This window comes from Nesterenkonia halophila (assembly GCF_009467795.1).
GTDB lineage: Bacteria > Actinomycetota > Actinomycetes > Actinomycetales > Micrococcaceae > Nesterenkonia > Nesterenkonia halobia.
In genome coordinates, this window is record NZ_WIAX01000001.1 from 57,153 (window position 1) to 73,411 (window position 16,259).

Consider the following 16,259-nt stretch of genomic DNA (forward strand, 5'->3'; position numbering starts at 1 on the left):
GCCGCGAATCTCCGGTGAGGTATGTCACCGGACGGGATCCTCTGGGACAATGGAGGCATGGGATTGATCCACGGACGTCACGGTGAAGCGACCTCCGACGAGCTCGAGGAGACCGGCGACGGCGTCCGCGGCCGTCGCGCCGAGGTCGAGGAGATCGACGAGGACGCGCTGAGCGTCACGAAGCCGAAGACCTCGGCGGCCGGGCTGACCGCCGTCGGCGTCTCCATGGCTCGCGGTCTGACGCAGGGCGGGGTGAGCCGTACTGTGCGCTCCCTCTACCGGGTGAACCAGCCCGACGGCATCGACTGTCCCGGCTGTGCCTGGCCGGAGTCGATCAAGGGCGCGCGCAAGCATGTGGAGTTCTGCGAGAACGGCGCCAAGGCGCTCGCCGAGGAGAACACCCAGCGGGTGGCGACTCCCGAGTGGTGGGCCGACCACTCGATCGCCGAGCTGGAGGAGGCCACCGACTACTGGCTCGGGCAGGCCGGCCGCATCACCCACCCGATGGTCCTGCGCGAGGGCGACACCCACTACCGACCGATCAGCTGGGACGAGGCCTTCGCCACGATCGGCGAGCACGTCCGGGCGACGACGCCGGACCGTTGCGTCTTCTACACCTCCGGCCGCACCGCCAACGAGACGGCCTTCATGTATCAGCTGATGGCCCGGTCGCTGGGGACGAACAACCTGCCGGACTGCTCGAACATGTGCCACGAGTCCTCCGGCGCGGCGCTGACGCCGACGCTGGGCGTGGGCAAGGGCACCGTCACCCTGGAGGACGTCGAGCAGTCCGAGCTGGTGCTGGTCGTCGGGCAGAACCCCGGCTCCAACCACCCGCGCATGCTCGGTTCGCTGACCGAGGCGCGGAAGAACGGCGGCAAGGTCGTGGCCGTGAATCCGCTGCCCGAGGCCGGGCTGATGAACTTCAAGGATCCGCAGACTCCCAGCGGGCTGATCGGCGACGGCGACCGGGTCTCCGACGAGCATCTGCAGATCAAGGTCGGCGGCGACCAGGCGCTCTTCAAGGCGCTGGGGCACCTGCTGCTGGCCGCCGAGGAGGAGAACCCCGGCACAGTGCTCGACCACCAGTTCCTGGAGGAGAAGACCAGCGGCTTCGCCGAGTACCGGGCCGCCCACGCCGAGATCGACTGGGACGAGATCGAGGCCGCCACCGGGCTGACACGCGCGGAGATCGAACGGGTCGGGCAGATGCTCCTCGAGTCGAAGGCCACAGTGGTCTGCTGGGCGCTGGGACTCACCCAGCAGCCCCACTCGGTGGACACCATCCGCGAGATCGTCAACATGCTGCTGCTGCAGGGCAACGTGGGCAAGCCCGGCGCCGGCGCCTGCCCCGTCCGCGGCCACTCCAACGTCCAGGGCGACCGCACCTTCGGCGTCTGGGAGCAGATGCCGGAGAGCTTCCACCGGCGTCTCGACGCGGAGTTCGGCCTCGAGACGCCGCGGGAGGTGGGGTACGACTCCACGGAGGCGATGCAGGCGATGGCCGACGGCGAGGTCGACGTCTTCGTCTCCATGGGCGGCAACCTGGCCCGGGCGAACTCCGACACCCGGATGATGGAGACCGGCATGCGCCGGACCGGGCTGACGGTGCAGGTCTCGACCAAGCCGAACCGTTCGCATGTGGTCCACGGCGGCACGGCGCTGATCCTGCCGACGCTGGGCCGCTCCGACCGTGATGACAAGCACCCCGGCGGCCGGCAGTTCCTCTCGGTGGAGAACTCGATGTCGGTCATCAGCTCCACCCAGGGGCGGCTGGAGCCGGTCTCCGACCACCTGCTGGCCGAGCCGGTGATCATCTCCCGGATGGCGCAGGCGATGCTCGGCGAGGACCACATCGTCGACTGGCAGGCGATGGGCGAGGACTATGACGTCATCCGCGACCACGCCTCGCGAGTGATCCCCGGCACCGAGGACTTCAACCGCCGGATCCGGCAGAAGTACGGCTTCGTGCTGCCCAACGCCCCGCGCGACAGCCGCTCCTTCGACACGTCGGACGGCCGCGCGGCGTTCACCGTCTCCGGCCTCGAGTACCTGGCCGCGCCCGAGGGGCATTTGGTGCTGCAGACGATGCGCTCGCACGACCAGTACAACACCACCATCTACGGCCTCGACGACCGCTATCGCGGCATCTCCGACGCGCGCCGGGTGATCCTGATCCATCCCGACGACCTGGCCGCACTGGGCTACTCCGACCGGGACCTGGTCGACGTCGTCTCCGTCTTCCGCGGTCGCGAGCTGCGCGGCGAACGCTACCGGCTGGTGGGATATCCGACGGCGCGCGGCTGTGCGGCGGCCTACTACCCGGAGGCCAACGAGCTGGTCCACCGGGAATCGGTCGCCCGGGAGTCGAACACCCCCGGATTCAAGTCGATGATGGTCCGCTTCGAGCCGCATCATGGGGAATCGGAGCAATCTGCGCAGGCCGAGGCGGATATCCCGTCGACTCAGCCGGCGTGATGGCGTAGGCTGGAAGCAGCACATCACCTGCTGCGGCGGGGGATGTGCCGATGATTGACCACTCAAGACTTTTCGCGACGTCGCGCGCACACTGCGCGTACGCTGATCAGACGCACAGTCGACGTCGTTCCCCACAGTCCAGCGGCCTTCATGAACGCCGCGCCCGGCCCGGCCAGGGTGGGCGCGGGACAAGCATCGTGAGATCGGTGCATCGAAAGTAGAGTAAGGAAACACAATGGCCACTGGCACCGTGAAATGGTTCAACGCTGAGAAGGGCTACGGGTTCATCGCACCCGACGACAGCTCGGACGACGTCTTCGTGCACTTCAGCGCGATCCAGAGCTCCGGGTTCCGTACCCTCGAGGAGAACCAGAAGGTGGAGTTCGAGACCGCCCGCGGCCCGAAGGGCCTGCAGGCGGAGGACGTCAACCCCCTCTGAATCCCAGCGGCGACTCCCGCCCGTGCCGCGTGATGCGTGCGCGACGGTGAGCTGAACCGCAGCAGGCCGGCCCCCGACGATCGCCCCGTGCGATCGTCGGGGGCCGGTTCTGTGTGTGCGGGGCGGGGTGCGCGGGTCCGGGGGCCACGGGCCTGCGACAGCCGGCGCAGGACGGGGAGGGATCAGCGGCGGCGCAGCTGGGCGCCCACCAGCAGTGCGGCGGCGAGCACGAACACTGCGGCGATCGCGCTGGTCAGATGCACACCGTCGACGAAGGCCGCTCGGGCCGCAGCCAGCAGGGCGTCGCCGGCCGTGCCGCCCATCTGCTCGGCCGCCGAGACCGCCCCGCCCAGCGTCTGCGTCGCGGCCTCCGGCACTGAGCCGTCGAGCGCGGCGTCGTGGTCCAGGTGCGCGGTGTAGCCGGCCGAGAGCACGCTGCCCAGCACGGCGACGCCCAGCGCCCCGCCGAGCTCATAGGCGGTCTCGGAGATCGCCGAAGCCGCGCCCGCCCGATCCGGAGGGGCGGCGGTCAGGATGGCATCGTTGGTCATCGTCTCGGCCAGCCCGGAGCCCAGACCCAGCAGGGTGAAGGCGCAGAGCGCGACGACGGCGCCGTCGGCGGTCGGGACCGTCGCGAGCACGAGGAAGCCGGCGGCGTTGATCAGCATGCCGCCGACGATGGCGGTCCGCAGCGAGGTGCGCCGCGCGATCGGGATGACGATGAAGCTGGCGACCACGGAGATGATCAGCCCGGGCACCAGCACGAGCGAGGCGTGCAGCGGCCGCATCCCGTAGCCCAGCTGCAGCAGCTGGGAGAGGAAGAACAGCGAGCCGACCATCGCGAAGACCAGCAGGAAGTTGCCCATCACCCCGGCGCGGAACCGCGGCACGGCGAAGAGCTCGAGGTCGATCAGCGGGTCGGTCAGCCGCTTCTGCCGCCGGACGAAGAGCGTGACCAGCCCGACGCCGACCACCAGTGCGGCGATCGGCAGGGCGCCGACCTCGCCCTCGGCCAGCTTCTTCAGGCCGAAGACCGCAGTGATCATGCCGACCAGCGAGAGCAGCACGCTCAGCGGATCCAGCCGGCCCGGCGTCGGCGTGCGCGACTCGCCGACCAGCAGCGGCATGGTCACCAGCAGGAGCACGACGACCGGGACGTTGATCAGGAAGACCGAGCCCCAGTAGAAGTGCTCGAGCAGCACCGCCCCGACGATCGGCCCCAGGGCCGCGCCGGCGGAGAACGCCGAGCCCCAGACGGCGATGGCGACAGTGCGCTGCCGCGCGTCGGGGAAGAGATGGCGGATCAGCGAGAGCGTCGAGGGCATCAGCGTCGCGCCGGCCAGTCCGAGCGCCGCGCGGGCGGCGATCAGCACCTCCGGGCTGGGGCTGAGCGCCGCGGCGGCCGAGGCGACGCCGAAGGCCGCCGCGCCGATCAGCAGCAGCCGCCGTCGTCCGATGCGGTCGCCCAGGGATCCCATGGTGACCAGCAGGCCGGCGAGCATGAAGCCGTAGATGTCGACGATCCACAGCAGCTGCTCCCCGCTCGGGGCCAGCGCCTCGCTGAGGTGCGGCACGGCGAAGCTGAGCACCGTCATGTCGATGGAGATCAGCAGCACCGGCAGCACGAGGGTGGCCAGTCCCAGCCACTGGCGGACTCCGGCTCGGGGCGCCCGCGACGGCGCGTCGAGGTTCTGGTGGGGATGCGAGGACATCGTCCCTGGACCTTCCGCATCGCTGCGCGGGACGGCGGGGCGCAGCGGGATCAGTTCGTCAGAGGGGCCGCCTGGGGCAGATCGGCGGCGGAGATGCTGACCGTCCTTCCGGGTCGCTCGCGGCCCGGCGAAGCCATCGTAGCACCGAACATTACATCTGTAATGTTCGCGTCTCCGGGGGATAGGTGACGGCGACGGCCGCGGTCCTTGCCGTTGACGCGGCGTCAGTCCATAGCGTGTCGGCCATGGGCCTCAGCACAGACGCCGCCGGCACTTCGACGTCGACGCCGTCGCCCGCCTGCAGCAGATCCTGGTGCTGCGCGGGCGAGGGTTCTCGCTGGCCGAGATCGGCGAGCTGCTGGACGAGCCGGGCGCCGAGGCCGAGCATCTGACGCGGCTGGTCCAGCGGCTCACCGCCGAGCACGACCGGCTCGAAGTCCGCATCCGCGCCGTCCGGCACACGCTCGACTCGCGCCGGCACGGCGCCGAACCGTCGATGGAGAAGATGATGGACGGCTTCGAGGCAGAGCACGAGGACGAAGTGATCGAGCGCTGGGGCGAGGATGCCTGACGGTGCAGCGCCGCCTGGTGGGAGTCCACGTCCTTCGCCGAACAGGCCGAGTTCCGTCGGCGCGCCGACGACCTGGTCGCCCGCTGGAAGGGGGTCGCCGACGCCGGGGAGGACCCGCGCGGGGCGCGCGGCCGGGCCCTCGCCGCCGAGCAGATCGACTGGCTCGGCGGCATGCCCGGCACGCCGAGGAGTCCGGTGATCCGGCGACTCGGGCCGAGTACGTACGCTGCCTGGCGCACATGTACGTCGACGACGCGCGCTTCGCCGAGACCTATGGCGGCCGGCGGAGCGGGGAGTTCGACCGCGACGCGCTGCTGGCCCATCTGGAGGGCTGAGGCCGCGCCGCCTCCGGATGTGCGACCCGGAACGGCGCTGGACGCTCAGTTCTGCGCGGCCTCCGCCGTCGCCTCGAGCGTCGGGTAATCGGTGTAGCCGCGCTCGCCGCCGACGTAGAACGTCTCCGGCACCGGGGCATTCTCCGCGGCGTCGAGCTCCCACCGGCGGGCCAGATCCGGGTTGGCGATCGCCGATCGCCCGACGCCGACCGCCTCGGCGACGTCGTCGGCGACCAGCGAGACGGCTTCCTCGCGGGTGGTCTGCACGCTGAAGCCGGTGTTGGCGATCAGCGGGGCGCCGGAGGCCCGCCGGATGGTCTGGACCAGCTCGCCGGCCGGCTCGGCGTGCAGCACGTCGACGTGGGCCAGGCCCAGCGGGGCCAGCCCCTCGGCCAGCGCGCGGTAGGTGGTCAGCGCGTCGTCGGCGTCCTCCTCCAGCGCGCCCTGGATGTTGTGCTGCGGGGAGAGCCGGATGCCGGTGCGGTCGGCGCCGATCGCCTCGGCCACGGCCGCGGCGACCTCGACCGACAGCCGCGCCCGGTTCTCCGGGGAGCCGCCGTACTGGTCGGTGCGGGTGTTGGTGGAGGGCGCGGTGAACTCGTGCAGCAGATAGCCGTTGGCGCCGTGGACCTGCACTCCATCCATGCCGGCGGCGATCGCGCGGCGGGCGGCGGCGGCGAACTGTCCGACGGTCTCGGCGACTTCCTCCGTGGTCAGCGCATGGGGAACCGGGTGCTCGTCCTTGCCCTCGGGCGTGCGGATCTGGCCCGGTGCCGCGAGCGCCGAGGGAGCGGTGACCCGGCCGGTGGTGGAGACCAGGCGGTGGCCGATGCGGCCGCCGTGCATGATCTGCATGACGATCGTGCCGCCGGCGGCGTGGACGGCGTCGGCCACCCTCCGCCAGCCGGCCATCTGCTCGGTCGTCTCGATGCCGGGCTGGCCGACCCAGGTGCGTCCCTCGCCGATCGGGAAGGTGCCCTCGGTGACGATCATCCCCAGCGAGGCGCGCTGGGCGTAGTAGCGGACCATCGCCTCCGTGGGCACGCCGTCCTCGTCGGCGCGGATGCGGGTCAGCGGTGCCATCACCAGACGGTTGTCCAGCTCGACGGCGCCCAGGCGGGCGGGGGAGAAGAGCTTCTGCGCTGCGGTCTGCTCGTCGACGGAGTGCGTCATCCGAAGGTCCTTTCGCGAGGGTCTGCCAGGCGCCTGCCTGGGCTCACGAGAAGGGCCAACGGGGCGACGGCGGCGCTGATTCCGCAGTGTGCGGGGGATCACCGGCTCATGCGGGGCCGATCACTCGTGGGGCTGCTCGTCGATGAGGGCCTCGAAGGTGACCTCGCCGTCCTGCTCTCCGCCCGAGGTCACCGTGACCCCGTAGGAAGTGCCGCCGTCGGTCAGCGTGCAGCGCACTTCGGATCCCTCCTCGGCGGGGAGCGGATCGGGGCAGTCGACCGCGTCGGGCTCCTGGCCGACCTGCTCGGCGAGCGAGCTCGTCACCTGCTCGGAGAGCTCGTCGGCGGGCACCTCGGTGCCGCAGGCGGTCAGAGCCAGTGCCGCCGCGGCGAGCACAGGCACCAGGGCGCCGGCGCGGGTCGTCATCAGGGTCCCCTCCAGTGGTGCGACGGCAGTGCGAGAGCCCATCGTAGGGTCGCTGTCGAGTGGCCGCCAGAGATCGCGTCCCCGGCGTCTCATGTCCCGTCGGGCGGCTCGGTCGAGGCCAGCCGGTCGAGGAAGGAGCGGACGACGTCGCGCTCCTCCGGGGTGAGCTCGGCGACGGCGCGGAATCGGTCGGCATGCGGGCCGCCGACGGCTCGGCGGGCCGCGCGCCGGGTCTCCTCGACGACTTCGATCGCCGTGCTGCGGCGATCCTCGGGATGGGGGAGGCGCCGGATGTGGTCCTGCGCGGCGAGGCGGTCGAGCAGCTTGGTCACCGAGGCCGTCGAGATGTCCAGGTGTCGGGCGAGCCCGCCGGGCGTGGCGAGCCGCTCGTCGCGCTGGGCGGCGATGATGAAGCGCAGCGCGCGCATGTCCGTCTCCCCGAGGCGCATCGCCGCCTGTGAAGCCTCGTTCATCCGGCGCTCGGCCAGATGCCAGCGGCGCAGCGACTCCAGCACCCCGACGATCTGGTCCATCTCCTCCGCGGCGATGCCGGCATGCGGGGCGAGCGCCCCCTCCGGATCCATCACGCGGGGGTCCACCATGCGGGGCTCGTCGCGGTCCGGGGCGGAACGGTCAGGCATCGAGATCAGAGTCCTCTGGTTTAGCTAGCTGAGAGTAATGCTAGCCTGGCTAGATGAATGGCGGGGAGGGGGGCGACGCCGCGGCGTCGGCCTCCACGCTACCCCTCGCCGGAGCACCCGCCCGTGAGAGAGGACGCTTCCCATGACAGTCGACGACTCCGGTCCGCTGGCGCCCGACGGCGACGCGGTCCCCTTCGCCACGGAGGCCTCGGCCGCCGGCGCGCCGCACGTCTCCTCCCCGCAGGAGTACGATGCGATCCTGCTCGCCGGATTCGGCGGGCCGGAGGGGCAGGAGGACGTGCTGCCGTTCCTGCGCAACGTCACCCGCGGGCGCGGCATCCCGGACGAGCGCCTGGAGGAGGTCGCGGTCCACTATCGCCACTTCGGCGGCGTGAGTCCGATCAATGAGCACAACCGGCAGCTGCGGGCGGCGATCGAGGCCGAGATGCGGCGCCGCGGACTGCAGCATCCCGTCTACTGGGGCAACCGGAACTGGACGCCCTACCTCGAGGACACGGTGAAGGAGGCGGTCGAGGCCGGGCACACCCGCCTGCTGGCCGTGGCGACCAGCGCCTACAGCTCCTACTCCAGTTGCCGTCAGTACCGCGAGGACTTCGCCCGGGCGGTGCTGGACACCGGACTCGCCGGAATGGTGCAGATCGACAAGGTGCGCCAGTTCTTCGACGTCCCCGGATTCGTCCGGCCCTTCGCCGAGGGCGTGGCGGACGCGCTGCGCGGATTCGCGGAGGAGGGCCTGGCCCCCGAGGAGATCCGCGTGCTCTTCGCCACCCACTCGATCCCGACCGCCGACGCCGAGCGGTCCGGTCCGCAGGAGCTGGGGCTGGGCGAGGGTGGCGCCTATGCGGCCCAGCATCGGGCCGTCGGCGGTCAGATCATCGAGCAGCTGCGCGCCGAGGGGCATGCTGGTGCGCAGACCGGCTGGGAGCTGGTCTACCAGTCCCGCTCCGGCCCGCCCACGCAGCCGTGGTTGGAGCCCGATGTCTGCGACCGCATCGCCGAGCTGCCCGCCGAGGGCGTGAAGGCCGTCGCGGTAGTCCCGCTGGGCTTTCTCAGCGACCACATGGAGGTGCTCTGGGACCTGGACGAGGAGGCGATGGCCGCCGCCGGCGAGGCCGGGCTGCATGCGGTGCGAACGCCGACTCCGGGGGCGCACGAAGCCTTCGTGGCCGGTCTCGTCGACCTGCTCGAGGAGCGCATGCAGGCGGTGGAGCCGCAGCGGCGTCCGCAGCTGACCGACCTGGGCCCCTGGTACGACGTCTGCCGGCCGGGGTGCTGCGAGAACGTCCGGCGCGGGTTCAGCCCGGCCGCGGCCGGAGTGACGCCCTAGGCATGCGCCTCTGGTCGCTGCATCCCTCGCTCCTGGACCGTCAGGGACTCATCGCCTGCTGGCGGGAGACTCTGCTGGCCCAGGCCGTGCTGCTGGGCCGCACGCGCGGCTACACCCGGCACCCCCAGCTCGAACGGTTCCGCGCCCATCCGGACCCGGTCGCCGCCGTCGGGGCGTACCTCTGTGGTCTGCACGAGGAGGCGACGACGCGCGGCTACCGGTTCGACGCCGGCCGGATCGAGCGGTCGCCGGAACCCGGCGCCGTCGTCGAACCCCTCGCGGTGACGACGGGGCAGCTCGCCGTCGAGACCGAGCACCTGCGGTCCAAGCTCGCCCGACGCTCGCCCGAGGTGCTCGCGGCGCTCGAGGCGTGGCTCGTCGCCGCTTCCCCGGAGGCTCACCCGCTGTTCCGCGTGGTGCCCGGCGACGTCGAACCCTGGGAGCGCGGGGCGGGTCGGTGAGGGTCGCCGGGGTGACCGGCCGGCCGGCTGCTGGCCGATCGATCGCGACTGCGACGACGCCGCTCGGTGCCGTGTCTGGTGCCCCCGGCAGGATTCGAACCTGCGACACCCGCTTTAGGAGAGCGGTGCTCTATCCCCTGAGCTACGGGGGCTGGACCGGAACCATCCTACCGTCTGGTCCCGCGTGCGCCGCGTCAGCGGCTCGTCGGCTCGACGACAGTGCGACGGAACAGCCGGGTCAGCACTGAGGTCAGCACGCACAGCCCGACGAGGATCAGCAGCACCCAGCCGACCACGGTCAGCGTCGAGGCGGTGGTCACCGCCGCCGTCGACGGGTCCTCGGCGGCCAGCAGCCGGTCGATGAGCACGTTGTCGACGATGTCGACCACGGCGAAGGCTGCCGCGCCGGCCAGCACCAGCCAGCGCGCCCTGTGCCGCATGGCCAGGCCTGCGGTCGCCCAGGAGGCGAGCAGCACTGCCAGCGGGAACAGCGTGCCGGCAGTCTTGTGCACGAAGCTCAGCTGCCCGCGGGCGTCGGCGTCCATCACCTGCTGGAGCCGCTCGACGTCCTCGAGGTCGTAGCCCAGGACCCGTGCGTCGGGCATCGCGAAGCCGCCGGAGAGCTGGGTCATCTGCGGCAGCACGAGCAGGTGCAGATACCCGAAGAGCAGGACCGCGGTGACGACCAGCGCGCCGACGAGCAGCATCGGCTGGGACTGTGCGGCCGCGCGCTGCGTGGCGGAGCCGACGCCGGATGAGGCCGCGGCCGCGGCCGACGTCCTCGACCTGTCGGCATCGGCCGACTGCGGTGCGCCGCGGGGCTTCTTCCGCCGTGTGGACATGCTGCTTCCTCACCCCGTGTGATCGGTCCGTCGTCGAGCCGGGCCGTCGTCGGCCCCGTCGTCGTCGATTCTTCCAGAGTGCGCCGCCGGCCGCCCGCCGCGGGCCCTGCACGGCCTTCGCCGCGGGCGGCGTGCGTCGGCGCCGGACCGTAGACTGGGACGATCATGGAGTTTCTCTTCACCCCGCCGTCGGACCCTGCCGAGAACGCCCGCACCGCCCGGCCTCGCGCCTCCGAACCGGCTCCGGACGCCGCGTCCGAGACCGACGACGCCGCCGCGTGCGAGACCGCCGTCGACGCCGCGTCCGGGTCGCACCACGCTCCCGCCGCCGCGCCGTCGGGCGAGGCCGTCGACGCCGTGGCCGGGCTGAACCCGCCGCAGCGCGAGGCGGTGCTGCACACCGGCTCGCCGCTGCTGATCGTCGCCGGCGCCGGCTCGGGCAAGACCAGCGTGCTGACCCGGCGCATCGCCCACCTGCTGCAGTCGGGTGCGGCCCGGCCGCACCAGATCCTGGCGATCACCTTCACCAACAAGGCCGCCCGAGAGATGAAGGACCGGATCGCGCAGCTGGTGGGCCCCGCGGCCGAGCGCATGTGGGTCTCCACCTTCCACTCCTCCTGCGTGCGCATCCTGCGCAGCGAGGCGCCCCATCTGGGGCGGAAGTCGACCTTCACGATCTACGACGCCGCCGACTCGCTGCGGCTGATCACCACGATCGCCAAGCTGCACGACCTGGATCCGAAGCGCTTCGCCCCGCGGGCGATCAAGAACAAGATCTCCTCGCTGAAGAATGAGCTCGTCGACGCCGACGAGTTCACCAGCACGGCGGCCAACGAGCCCTTCTCCGAGGCGGTGGCCACCGTCTACCGCGAGTACACCGAGCGGCTGCGGGCGGCCAACGCCTACGACTTCGACGACCTGCTGGCCGAGACCGTCCACATGTTCGACGCGTTCCCGGCCATCCTGGACACCTACCGGCGCCGCTTCCGCCATGTGCTGGTCGACGAATACCAGGACACCAACCACGCCCAGTACCGGCTGGTCCGCCAGCTCACCGGCGCGCCGGACCCCGACGCCGGGCTGCAGACCCCGGGGGCGGAGGTGACCGTCGTCGGCGACTCCGACCAGTCCATCTACGCCTTCCGCGGCGCCGACATCCGCAACATCGTCGAGTTCGAGCGCGACTACCCGGACGCCACCACGATCAAGCTCGAGCAGAACTACCGCTCGACGCAGACCATCCTCGACGCCGCCAACGCGGTGATCTCGCAGAACCCGGGGCGCACCGAGAAGAAGCTCTGGACCGAGGAGGGCTCCGGCGAGATCATCCGACTGCACGCGGCCGGCTCGGAGTCCGACGAGGCCGACTGGATCGCCCGGACCATCGACGAGCTCGGCGACCGCGAGGGCGTCCGCCCGTCCGACGTCGCCGTCTTCTACCGCACCAACGCCCAGTCGCGCTCGCTGGAGGAGCGGCTGGTCGGCCGCGGCATCCCGTACCGGGTCGTCGGCGGCACGCGGTTCTACGACCGCAAGGAGATCAAGGATGCGCTGGCCTATCTCCACGTGCTCAACAACCCCGACGACGACGTCAACCTGCGGCGCATCCTCAACGAGCCCAAGCGCGGCATCGGCGATCGCGCCGAGGGGGCGGTCGCCGCGCTCGCCCAGCGCGATCGGACCACCTTCCTCGAGGCGCTGCGCCGGGCCGACGAGGCGCCGGGCATGGCGACCCGCTCGGTGAAGGCGGTGACCTCCTTCGTGCGGATGATGGACGACCTCGCCGCGCTGGCCGAGGGGGAGAAGCCCTCCGTGGTGCTGGAGGCGGTGCTCGAGCAGACCGGCATGATGGAGGCGCTGCGCCAGTCGAAGGATCTTCAGGACGAGTCCCGGGCGGACAACCTCGGCGAGCTGGTGGCCATGGTCAAGGAGTACGAGGCCGGTCAGGGCCCGGCCCCGCAGCCGGGCGCGGCCGGCGACGTCGACGGCGAAGCCGCAGAGACCGCGGAGACCGCCTCGGAGACCGCGCCGGCGGCCACGCTGGGCGGCTTCCTCGAGCAGGTCTCGCTGGTGGCCGACGCCGATCAGATCCCCTCGGCCGGCGACGCCGAGTCCGAGCAGCTGGCCGCCGAGCAGGGCCAGGTGACGTTGATGACGCTGCACACCGCGAAGGGCCTGGAGTTTCCTGTGGTCTTCCTCACCGGCATGGAGCACGGGATCTTCCCGCATGCCCGGACGATGACGGATCCCGAGCAGCTCGCCGAGGAGCGTCGACTGGCCTACGTCGGGCTCACCCGGGCGCGTCAGCGGCTCTACCTCTCCCGCGCGGAGTCGCGGCATCTGTGGGGGCAGCAGCAGTACAACCCGCCGAGCCAGTTCCTCGGAGAGATCCCCGAGGACCTGCTGCAGGTCGGCGGCGTCGGCGGCTCCGGCGCCTCGCCGCTGCACGCCTCTCCCGGCTTCGGCTCGCTCTCCGGAGGCTTCGGCGGCTCCGCCCGCGGGGGCCGTCCCGGGGGCGGGGGACAGGCCGCCTATGGAGCGCCGGACAGCACCAAGACGTCATCTGCGCTGCCCGGAGCCGGCTCCTCCGGCCCGCGCCGTCAGGTCGATCCGGACCGCGCAGTGCCCGACGTGAAGCCCGGTGACCGGGTCTCGCACCGGAAGTTCGGCGTCGGCGAGGTCCTCGCCGTCGAGGGATCCGGCGACAAGAGCGTGGCCAAGGTCAGCTTCGCAGGATCCGAGAAGCGCCTCCTCCTGCGATATGCTCCCCTGGAGAAGGCGGACTGAGCCGACTGATCGGCCGTGCCGCCTTCCCCGGCTCGACGCTGCGCCCGGACCCTTCCACGGCTCTGCGGGGCGGCGTGTGCCGCTCAGCCTCCCGGGGCGTCTCGTCGTCTCGGCCGCGCTGAGGATGTCAGAAACGACTTCGACGCAGAAGGACACCACCCGTGGACCTGTATGAGTACCAGGCGCGCGATCTGTTCGAGGCACACGGGGTTCCCGTGCTGCCCGGCATCGTGGCGCACACCCCGGAAGAGGCGAAGGCGGCGGCCGAGAAGATCGGCGGCGGCATCGTCGTCGTGAAGGCGCAGGTGAAGGTCGGAGGCCGCGGCAAGGCCGGCGGCGTGAAGCTCGCCAAGAGCCCCGACGAGGCCTACGAGCACGCGCAGGCCATCCTCGGCATGGACATCAAGGGTCACACCGTCCACCGTCTGCTGATCGCCGCCGGCGCCGAGATCGCCGAGGAGTACTACTTCTCGATCCTTCTGGACCGTGCGAACCGCGACTACCTGGCCATGTGCTCCAAGGAGGGCGGCGTCGAGATCGAGCAGCTCGCCGTGGAGTCGCCGGAGAAGCTGGCTCGGGTGAGCATCGACCCCAACGATGGGATCGACGCCGCCAAGGCCTCCGAGATCGCCGAGCAGGCCGGCTTCGACGCCGACGAGGTCCCCGCCCTAGCCGAGGTGTTCCAGCAGCTGTGGACCACCTTCCAGAAGGAGGACGCCACCCTGGTGGAGGTCAACCCGCTGGTGAAGACCGGCGAGGGGAAGATCATCGCCCTCGACGGCAAGGTCTCCACCGATGACAACGCCGACTTCCGCCAGCCCGGGCACGCCGAGCTCGTCGACGAGCAGGCCGAGGACCCGCTGGAGGCCAAGGCGAAGGCCAACGACCTCAACTACGTCAAGCTCGACGGTCAGGTCGGCATCATCGGCAACGGCGCCGGCCTGGTCATGTCCACCCTCGACGTCGTCGCCTACGCCGGCGAGGACCACGGCGGCGTGAAGCCGGCGAACTTCCTGGACATCGGCGGCGGCGCCTCGGCGGAGGTCATGGCCAACGGCCTCGACGTCATCCTGGGCGACGACCAGGTCGAGTCGGTCTTCGTCAACGTCTTCGGCGGCATCACCTCCTGCGACCAGGTGGCCACCGGCATCGTGAAGGCGCTGGAGATCCTGGGCGACGCGGCGACCAAGCCGCTGGTCGTGCGCCTCGACGGCAACAACGTCGAGGAGGGCCGGCGCATCCTCGCCGAGGCGGCCCACCCGCTGGTCACCAACGCCGACACCATGGACGCAGGCGCCGACAAGGCCGCCGAGCTGGCGAACAAGTAAGGACTGGGACTCGAGAATGTCTATCTACCTGAACAAGGACTCCAAGGTCATCGTCCAGGGCATCACCGGCGGCGAGGGCTCCAAGCACACCCGTCTGATGCTCAAGGCCGGGACGAACATCGTCGGCGGCGTCAACGCCCGCAAGGCCGGGACCACTGTGGCCCACCAGGACAAGGACGGCGCCGACGTCGAGCTGCCCGTCTTCGGCTCGGTCTCCGAGGCCATGGCCGAGACCGGCGCGGACGTCTCGGTGGCCTTCGTGCCGCCGAAGTTCGCCAAGGCCGCGGCGGAGGAGGCCATCGAGGCCGGCATCGGTCTGCTGGTGGTCATCACTGAGGGCATCCCGGTGCAGGACGCCGCGGAGTTCTACAACCTGACGCTGACCAAGACCGACGCCGACGGCAATCCGGTCACCCGGATCATCGGGCCGAACTGCCCGGGCATCATCACCCCCGGCGAGGCGCTGGCCGGCATCACCCCGGCCTCGATCACCGACGCCGGCCCGATCGGCCTGGTCTCGAAGTCCGGCACGCTGACCTACCAGATGATGTACGAGCTGCGGGACATCGGGTTCTCCACCTCCATCGGGATCGGCGGCGACCCGGTCATCGGCACCACGCACATCGACGCGCTGGAGGCCTTCGAGAACGACCCGGAGACGACGGCGATCGTGATGATCGGCGAGATCGGCGGCGACGCCGAGGAGCGCGCGGCCGAGTACATCAAGGCCAACGTCTCCAAGCCGGTCGTCGGCTACGTTGCCGGCTTCACCGCCCCGGAGGGCAAGACGATGGGCCACGCCGGCGCCATCGTCTCCGGCTCTTCCGGCACCGCCTCCGCGAAGAAGGAGGCCCTCGAGGCCGCGGGCGTGAAGGTCGGCAAGACCCCGTCCGAGACCGCGAATCTGCTGCGCGAGGTCATCGGCTGAGTCTGAGGCCCTGAGCTCGGGCGGCCGGATTCCTCTCCGGCCGCTCATCGACGAGCCCGTCGCCGACTCCGCGTCGGCGGCGGGCTCGTCCGCGTCCGGCAGGGGTCAGGCATCCTCCTGCTCGGCGTCGTCCGCTTCGTCGTCCGCGTCGGCGTCGTTCTCGGCATCCTGGTCGTCGAGGCGCCGGCGCATCACCACGAAGGTGGCACCGGCCAGGACGATCCCGGCGATGATCGCGGCCGTGGTGCCGCCGGTCCGGCCGATGAGTCCCTCGATGATCGCGCGCGTCTGTGAGGTCGGATCGGAGAGCACGACGGCGACGAAGGCCGCCACGAGCACCGAGGCCAGTACGGCGGGCACGCGGGACCACCGGCCGGTCAGCCCCATGCGCTCCTGCAGGATGCGGCCGGCCTTGATGATGCGCCCGGCACGGATGATCCGCAGCGCCCCGACGACCCGCAGCAGCCGCAGCAGCTGGACGGGGCCGACGGTGAAGACCACGGCGATGACCACTGCGACGGTCAGCGCCACCAGCCACTTGTGGCGACGAATCCAGTCGATCTTGTCGCCGGAGACGGCGAAGAGCACCACGGTCTCGGCGATGAGCACTCCGCCGGCGATCCAGTTGATCACCGTTCCGGCGGTCGCGTACGGCTGGTCGAGCAGCGTGAGGAAGACCGCGGGGACCGAGGCGAGGGCGGCGACCAGGACCGGGATCGCCAGCCGCCGCTCCCACTGCTCCTCGCGTGCCTGCGCGGCGTGCCGCCGGTCGCGACTGCTCTGATCCACG

At 71.2% G+C, this 16,259-nt stretch carries 14 protein-coding genes, 1 tRNA gene and 1 pseudogene; 9 read left to right on the forward strand and 7 right to left on the reverse strand.

What is annotated here, in order from left to right; translation table 11 throughout:
* Positions 1-57: 57 nt before the first annotated feature.
* Together GCL72_RS00290 and GCL72_RS00295 are read left to right on the forward strand one after the other, a co-directional pair.
* A complete protein-coding gene (locus GCL72_RS00290; protein WP_153142714.1) occupies positions 58-2,478 on the forward strand; it encodes an FdhF/YdeP family oxidoreductase in 2,421 nt (806 codons plus the stop codon).
* 235 nt (positions 2,479-2,713) lie between these two features.
* A complete protein-coding gene (locus GCL72_RS00295) occupies positions 2,714-2,917 on the forward strand; it encodes a cold-shock protein (protein WP_153142715.1) in 204 nt (67 codons plus the stop codon).
* Between the two features lie 182 nt (positions 2,918-3,099).
* On the opposite strand, the gene GCL72_RS00300 is transcribed toward GCL72_RS00295, so the two are convergent.
* Positions 3,100-4,629, reverse strand: a complete 1,530-nt coding sequence (locus GCL72_RS00300) for an MFS transporter (RefSeq protein WP_153142716.1) — start codon at positions 4,627-4,629, stop codon at positions 3,100-3,102.
* Between the two features lie 271 nt (positions 4,630-4,900).
* On the opposite strand from GCL72_RS00300, the pseudogene GCL72_RS00305 reads away from it, so the two are divergent.
* A pseudogene (locus GCL72_RS00305) lies at positions 4,901-5,200 on the forward strand (MerR family DNA-binding protein); the annotation flags it as partial.
* Positions 5,201-5,217: 17 nt separating this feature from the next.
* Positions 5,218-5,535 (forward strand): TipAS antibiotic-recognition domain-containing protein, encoded by a 318-nt coding sequence (locus GCL72_RS00310; protein WP_246160949.1) that lies wholly within the window; start codon positions 5,218-5,220, stop codon positions 5,533-5,535.
* A gap of 45 nt (positions 5,536-5,580) precedes the next feature.
* On the opposite strand, the gene GCL72_RS00315 is transcribed toward GCL72_RS00310, so the two are convergent.
* From GCL72_RS00315 to GCL72_RS00325, 3 genes are all read right to left on the reverse strand, one after another.
* Complete coding sequence (locus GCL72_RS00315; RefSeq protein ID WP_153142718.1) at positions 5,581-6,708, reverse strand: alkene reductase; 1,128 nt, start codon at positions 6,706-6,708, stop codon at positions 5,581-5,583.
* A gap of 120 nt (positions 6,709-6,828) precedes the next feature.
* Positions 6,829-7,134 (reverse strand): DUF4333 domain-containing protein, encoded by a 306-nt coding sequence (locus tag GCL72_RS00320; protein WP_170289510.1) that lies wholly within the window; start codon positions 7,132-7,134, stop codon positions 6,829-6,831.
* An 89-nt stretch (positions 7,135-7,223) separates the two neighbouring features.
* Positions 7,224-7,775, reverse strand: a complete 552-nt coding sequence (locus GCL72_RS00325; RefSeq protein ID WP_246160940.1) for a MarR family winged helix-turn-helix transcriptional regulator — start codon at positions 7,773-7,775, stop codon at positions 7,224-7,226.
* 142 nt (positions 7,776-7,917) lie between these two features.
* Between GCL72_RS00325 and GCL72_RS00330 the strand changes: the two genes are divergently transcribed.
* Both GCL72_RS00330 and GCL72_RS00335 read left to right on the forward strand, forming a co-directional pair.
* Positions 7,918-9,123: a ferrochelatase gene (locus GCL72_RS00330; protein ID WP_153142720.1), complete on the forward strand. Its 1,206-nt coding sequence runs from the start codon at positions 7,918-7,920 to the stop codon at positions 9,121-9,123.
* Positions 9,124-9,125: 2 nt separating this feature from the next.
* Positions 9,126-9,584, forward strand: a complete 459-nt coding sequence (locus GCL72_RS00335) for a pyrimidine dimer DNA glycosylase/endonuclease V (RefSeq protein ID WP_153142721.1) — start codon at positions 9,126-9,128, stop codon at positions 9,582-9,584.
* 76 nt (positions 9,585-9,660) lie between these two features.
* On the opposite strand, the gene GCL72_RS00340 is transcribed toward GCL72_RS00335, so the two are convergent.
* A tRNA-Arg gene (locus GCL72_RS00340) sits at positions 9,661-9,736 on the reverse strand.
* Positions 9,737-9,778: 42 nt separating this feature from the next.
* Positions 9,779-10,426 carry a hypothetical protein gene (locus GCL72_RS00345; protein WP_153142722.1) on the reverse strand — a complete coding sequence of 216 codons (648 nt, stop codon included), beginning with the start codon at positions 10,424-10,426 and terminating at the stop codon, positions 9,779-9,781.
* Between the two features lie 165 nt (positions 10,427-10,591).
* Between GCL72_RS00345 and GCL72_RS00350 the strand changes: the two genes are divergently transcribed.
* The 3 genes from GCL72_RS00350 (at position 10,592) to sucD (ending at position 15,469) form a co-directional block, all read left to right on the forward strand.
* Positions 10,592-13,213, forward strand: a complete 2,622-nt coding sequence (locus GCL72_RS00350) for a UvrD-helicase domain-containing protein (protein WP_153142723.1) — start codon at positions 10,592-10,594, stop codon at positions 13,211-13,213.
* A gap of 161 nt (positions 13,214-13,374) precedes the next feature.
* Entirely contained in the window at positions 13,375-14,541 is a 1,167-nt protein-coding gene (gene sucC, locus GCL72_RS00355) for an ADP-forming succinate--CoA ligase subunit beta (RefSeq protein ID WP_153142724.1), read from the forward strand.
* A gap of 16 nt (positions 14,542-14,557) precedes the next feature.
* On the forward strand, positions 14,558-15,469 hold the full coding sequence (gene sucD / locus GCL72_RS00360; protein WP_153142725.1) for a succinate--CoA ligase subunit alpha: 912 nt from the start codon (positions 14,558-14,560) through the stop codon (positions 15,467-15,469).
* Positions 15,470-15,574: 105 nt separating this feature from the next.
* On the opposite strand, the gene GCL72_RS00365 is transcribed toward sucD, so the two are convergent.
* The gene (locus GCL72_RS00365; protein WP_211364923.1) at positions 15,575-16,258 is read right to left on the reverse strand and encodes a hypothetical protein; all 684 of its coding nucleotides are present in this window, start codon (positions 16,256-16,258) and stop codon (positions 15,575-15,577) included.
* Position 16,259: the final 1 nt, after the last annotated feature.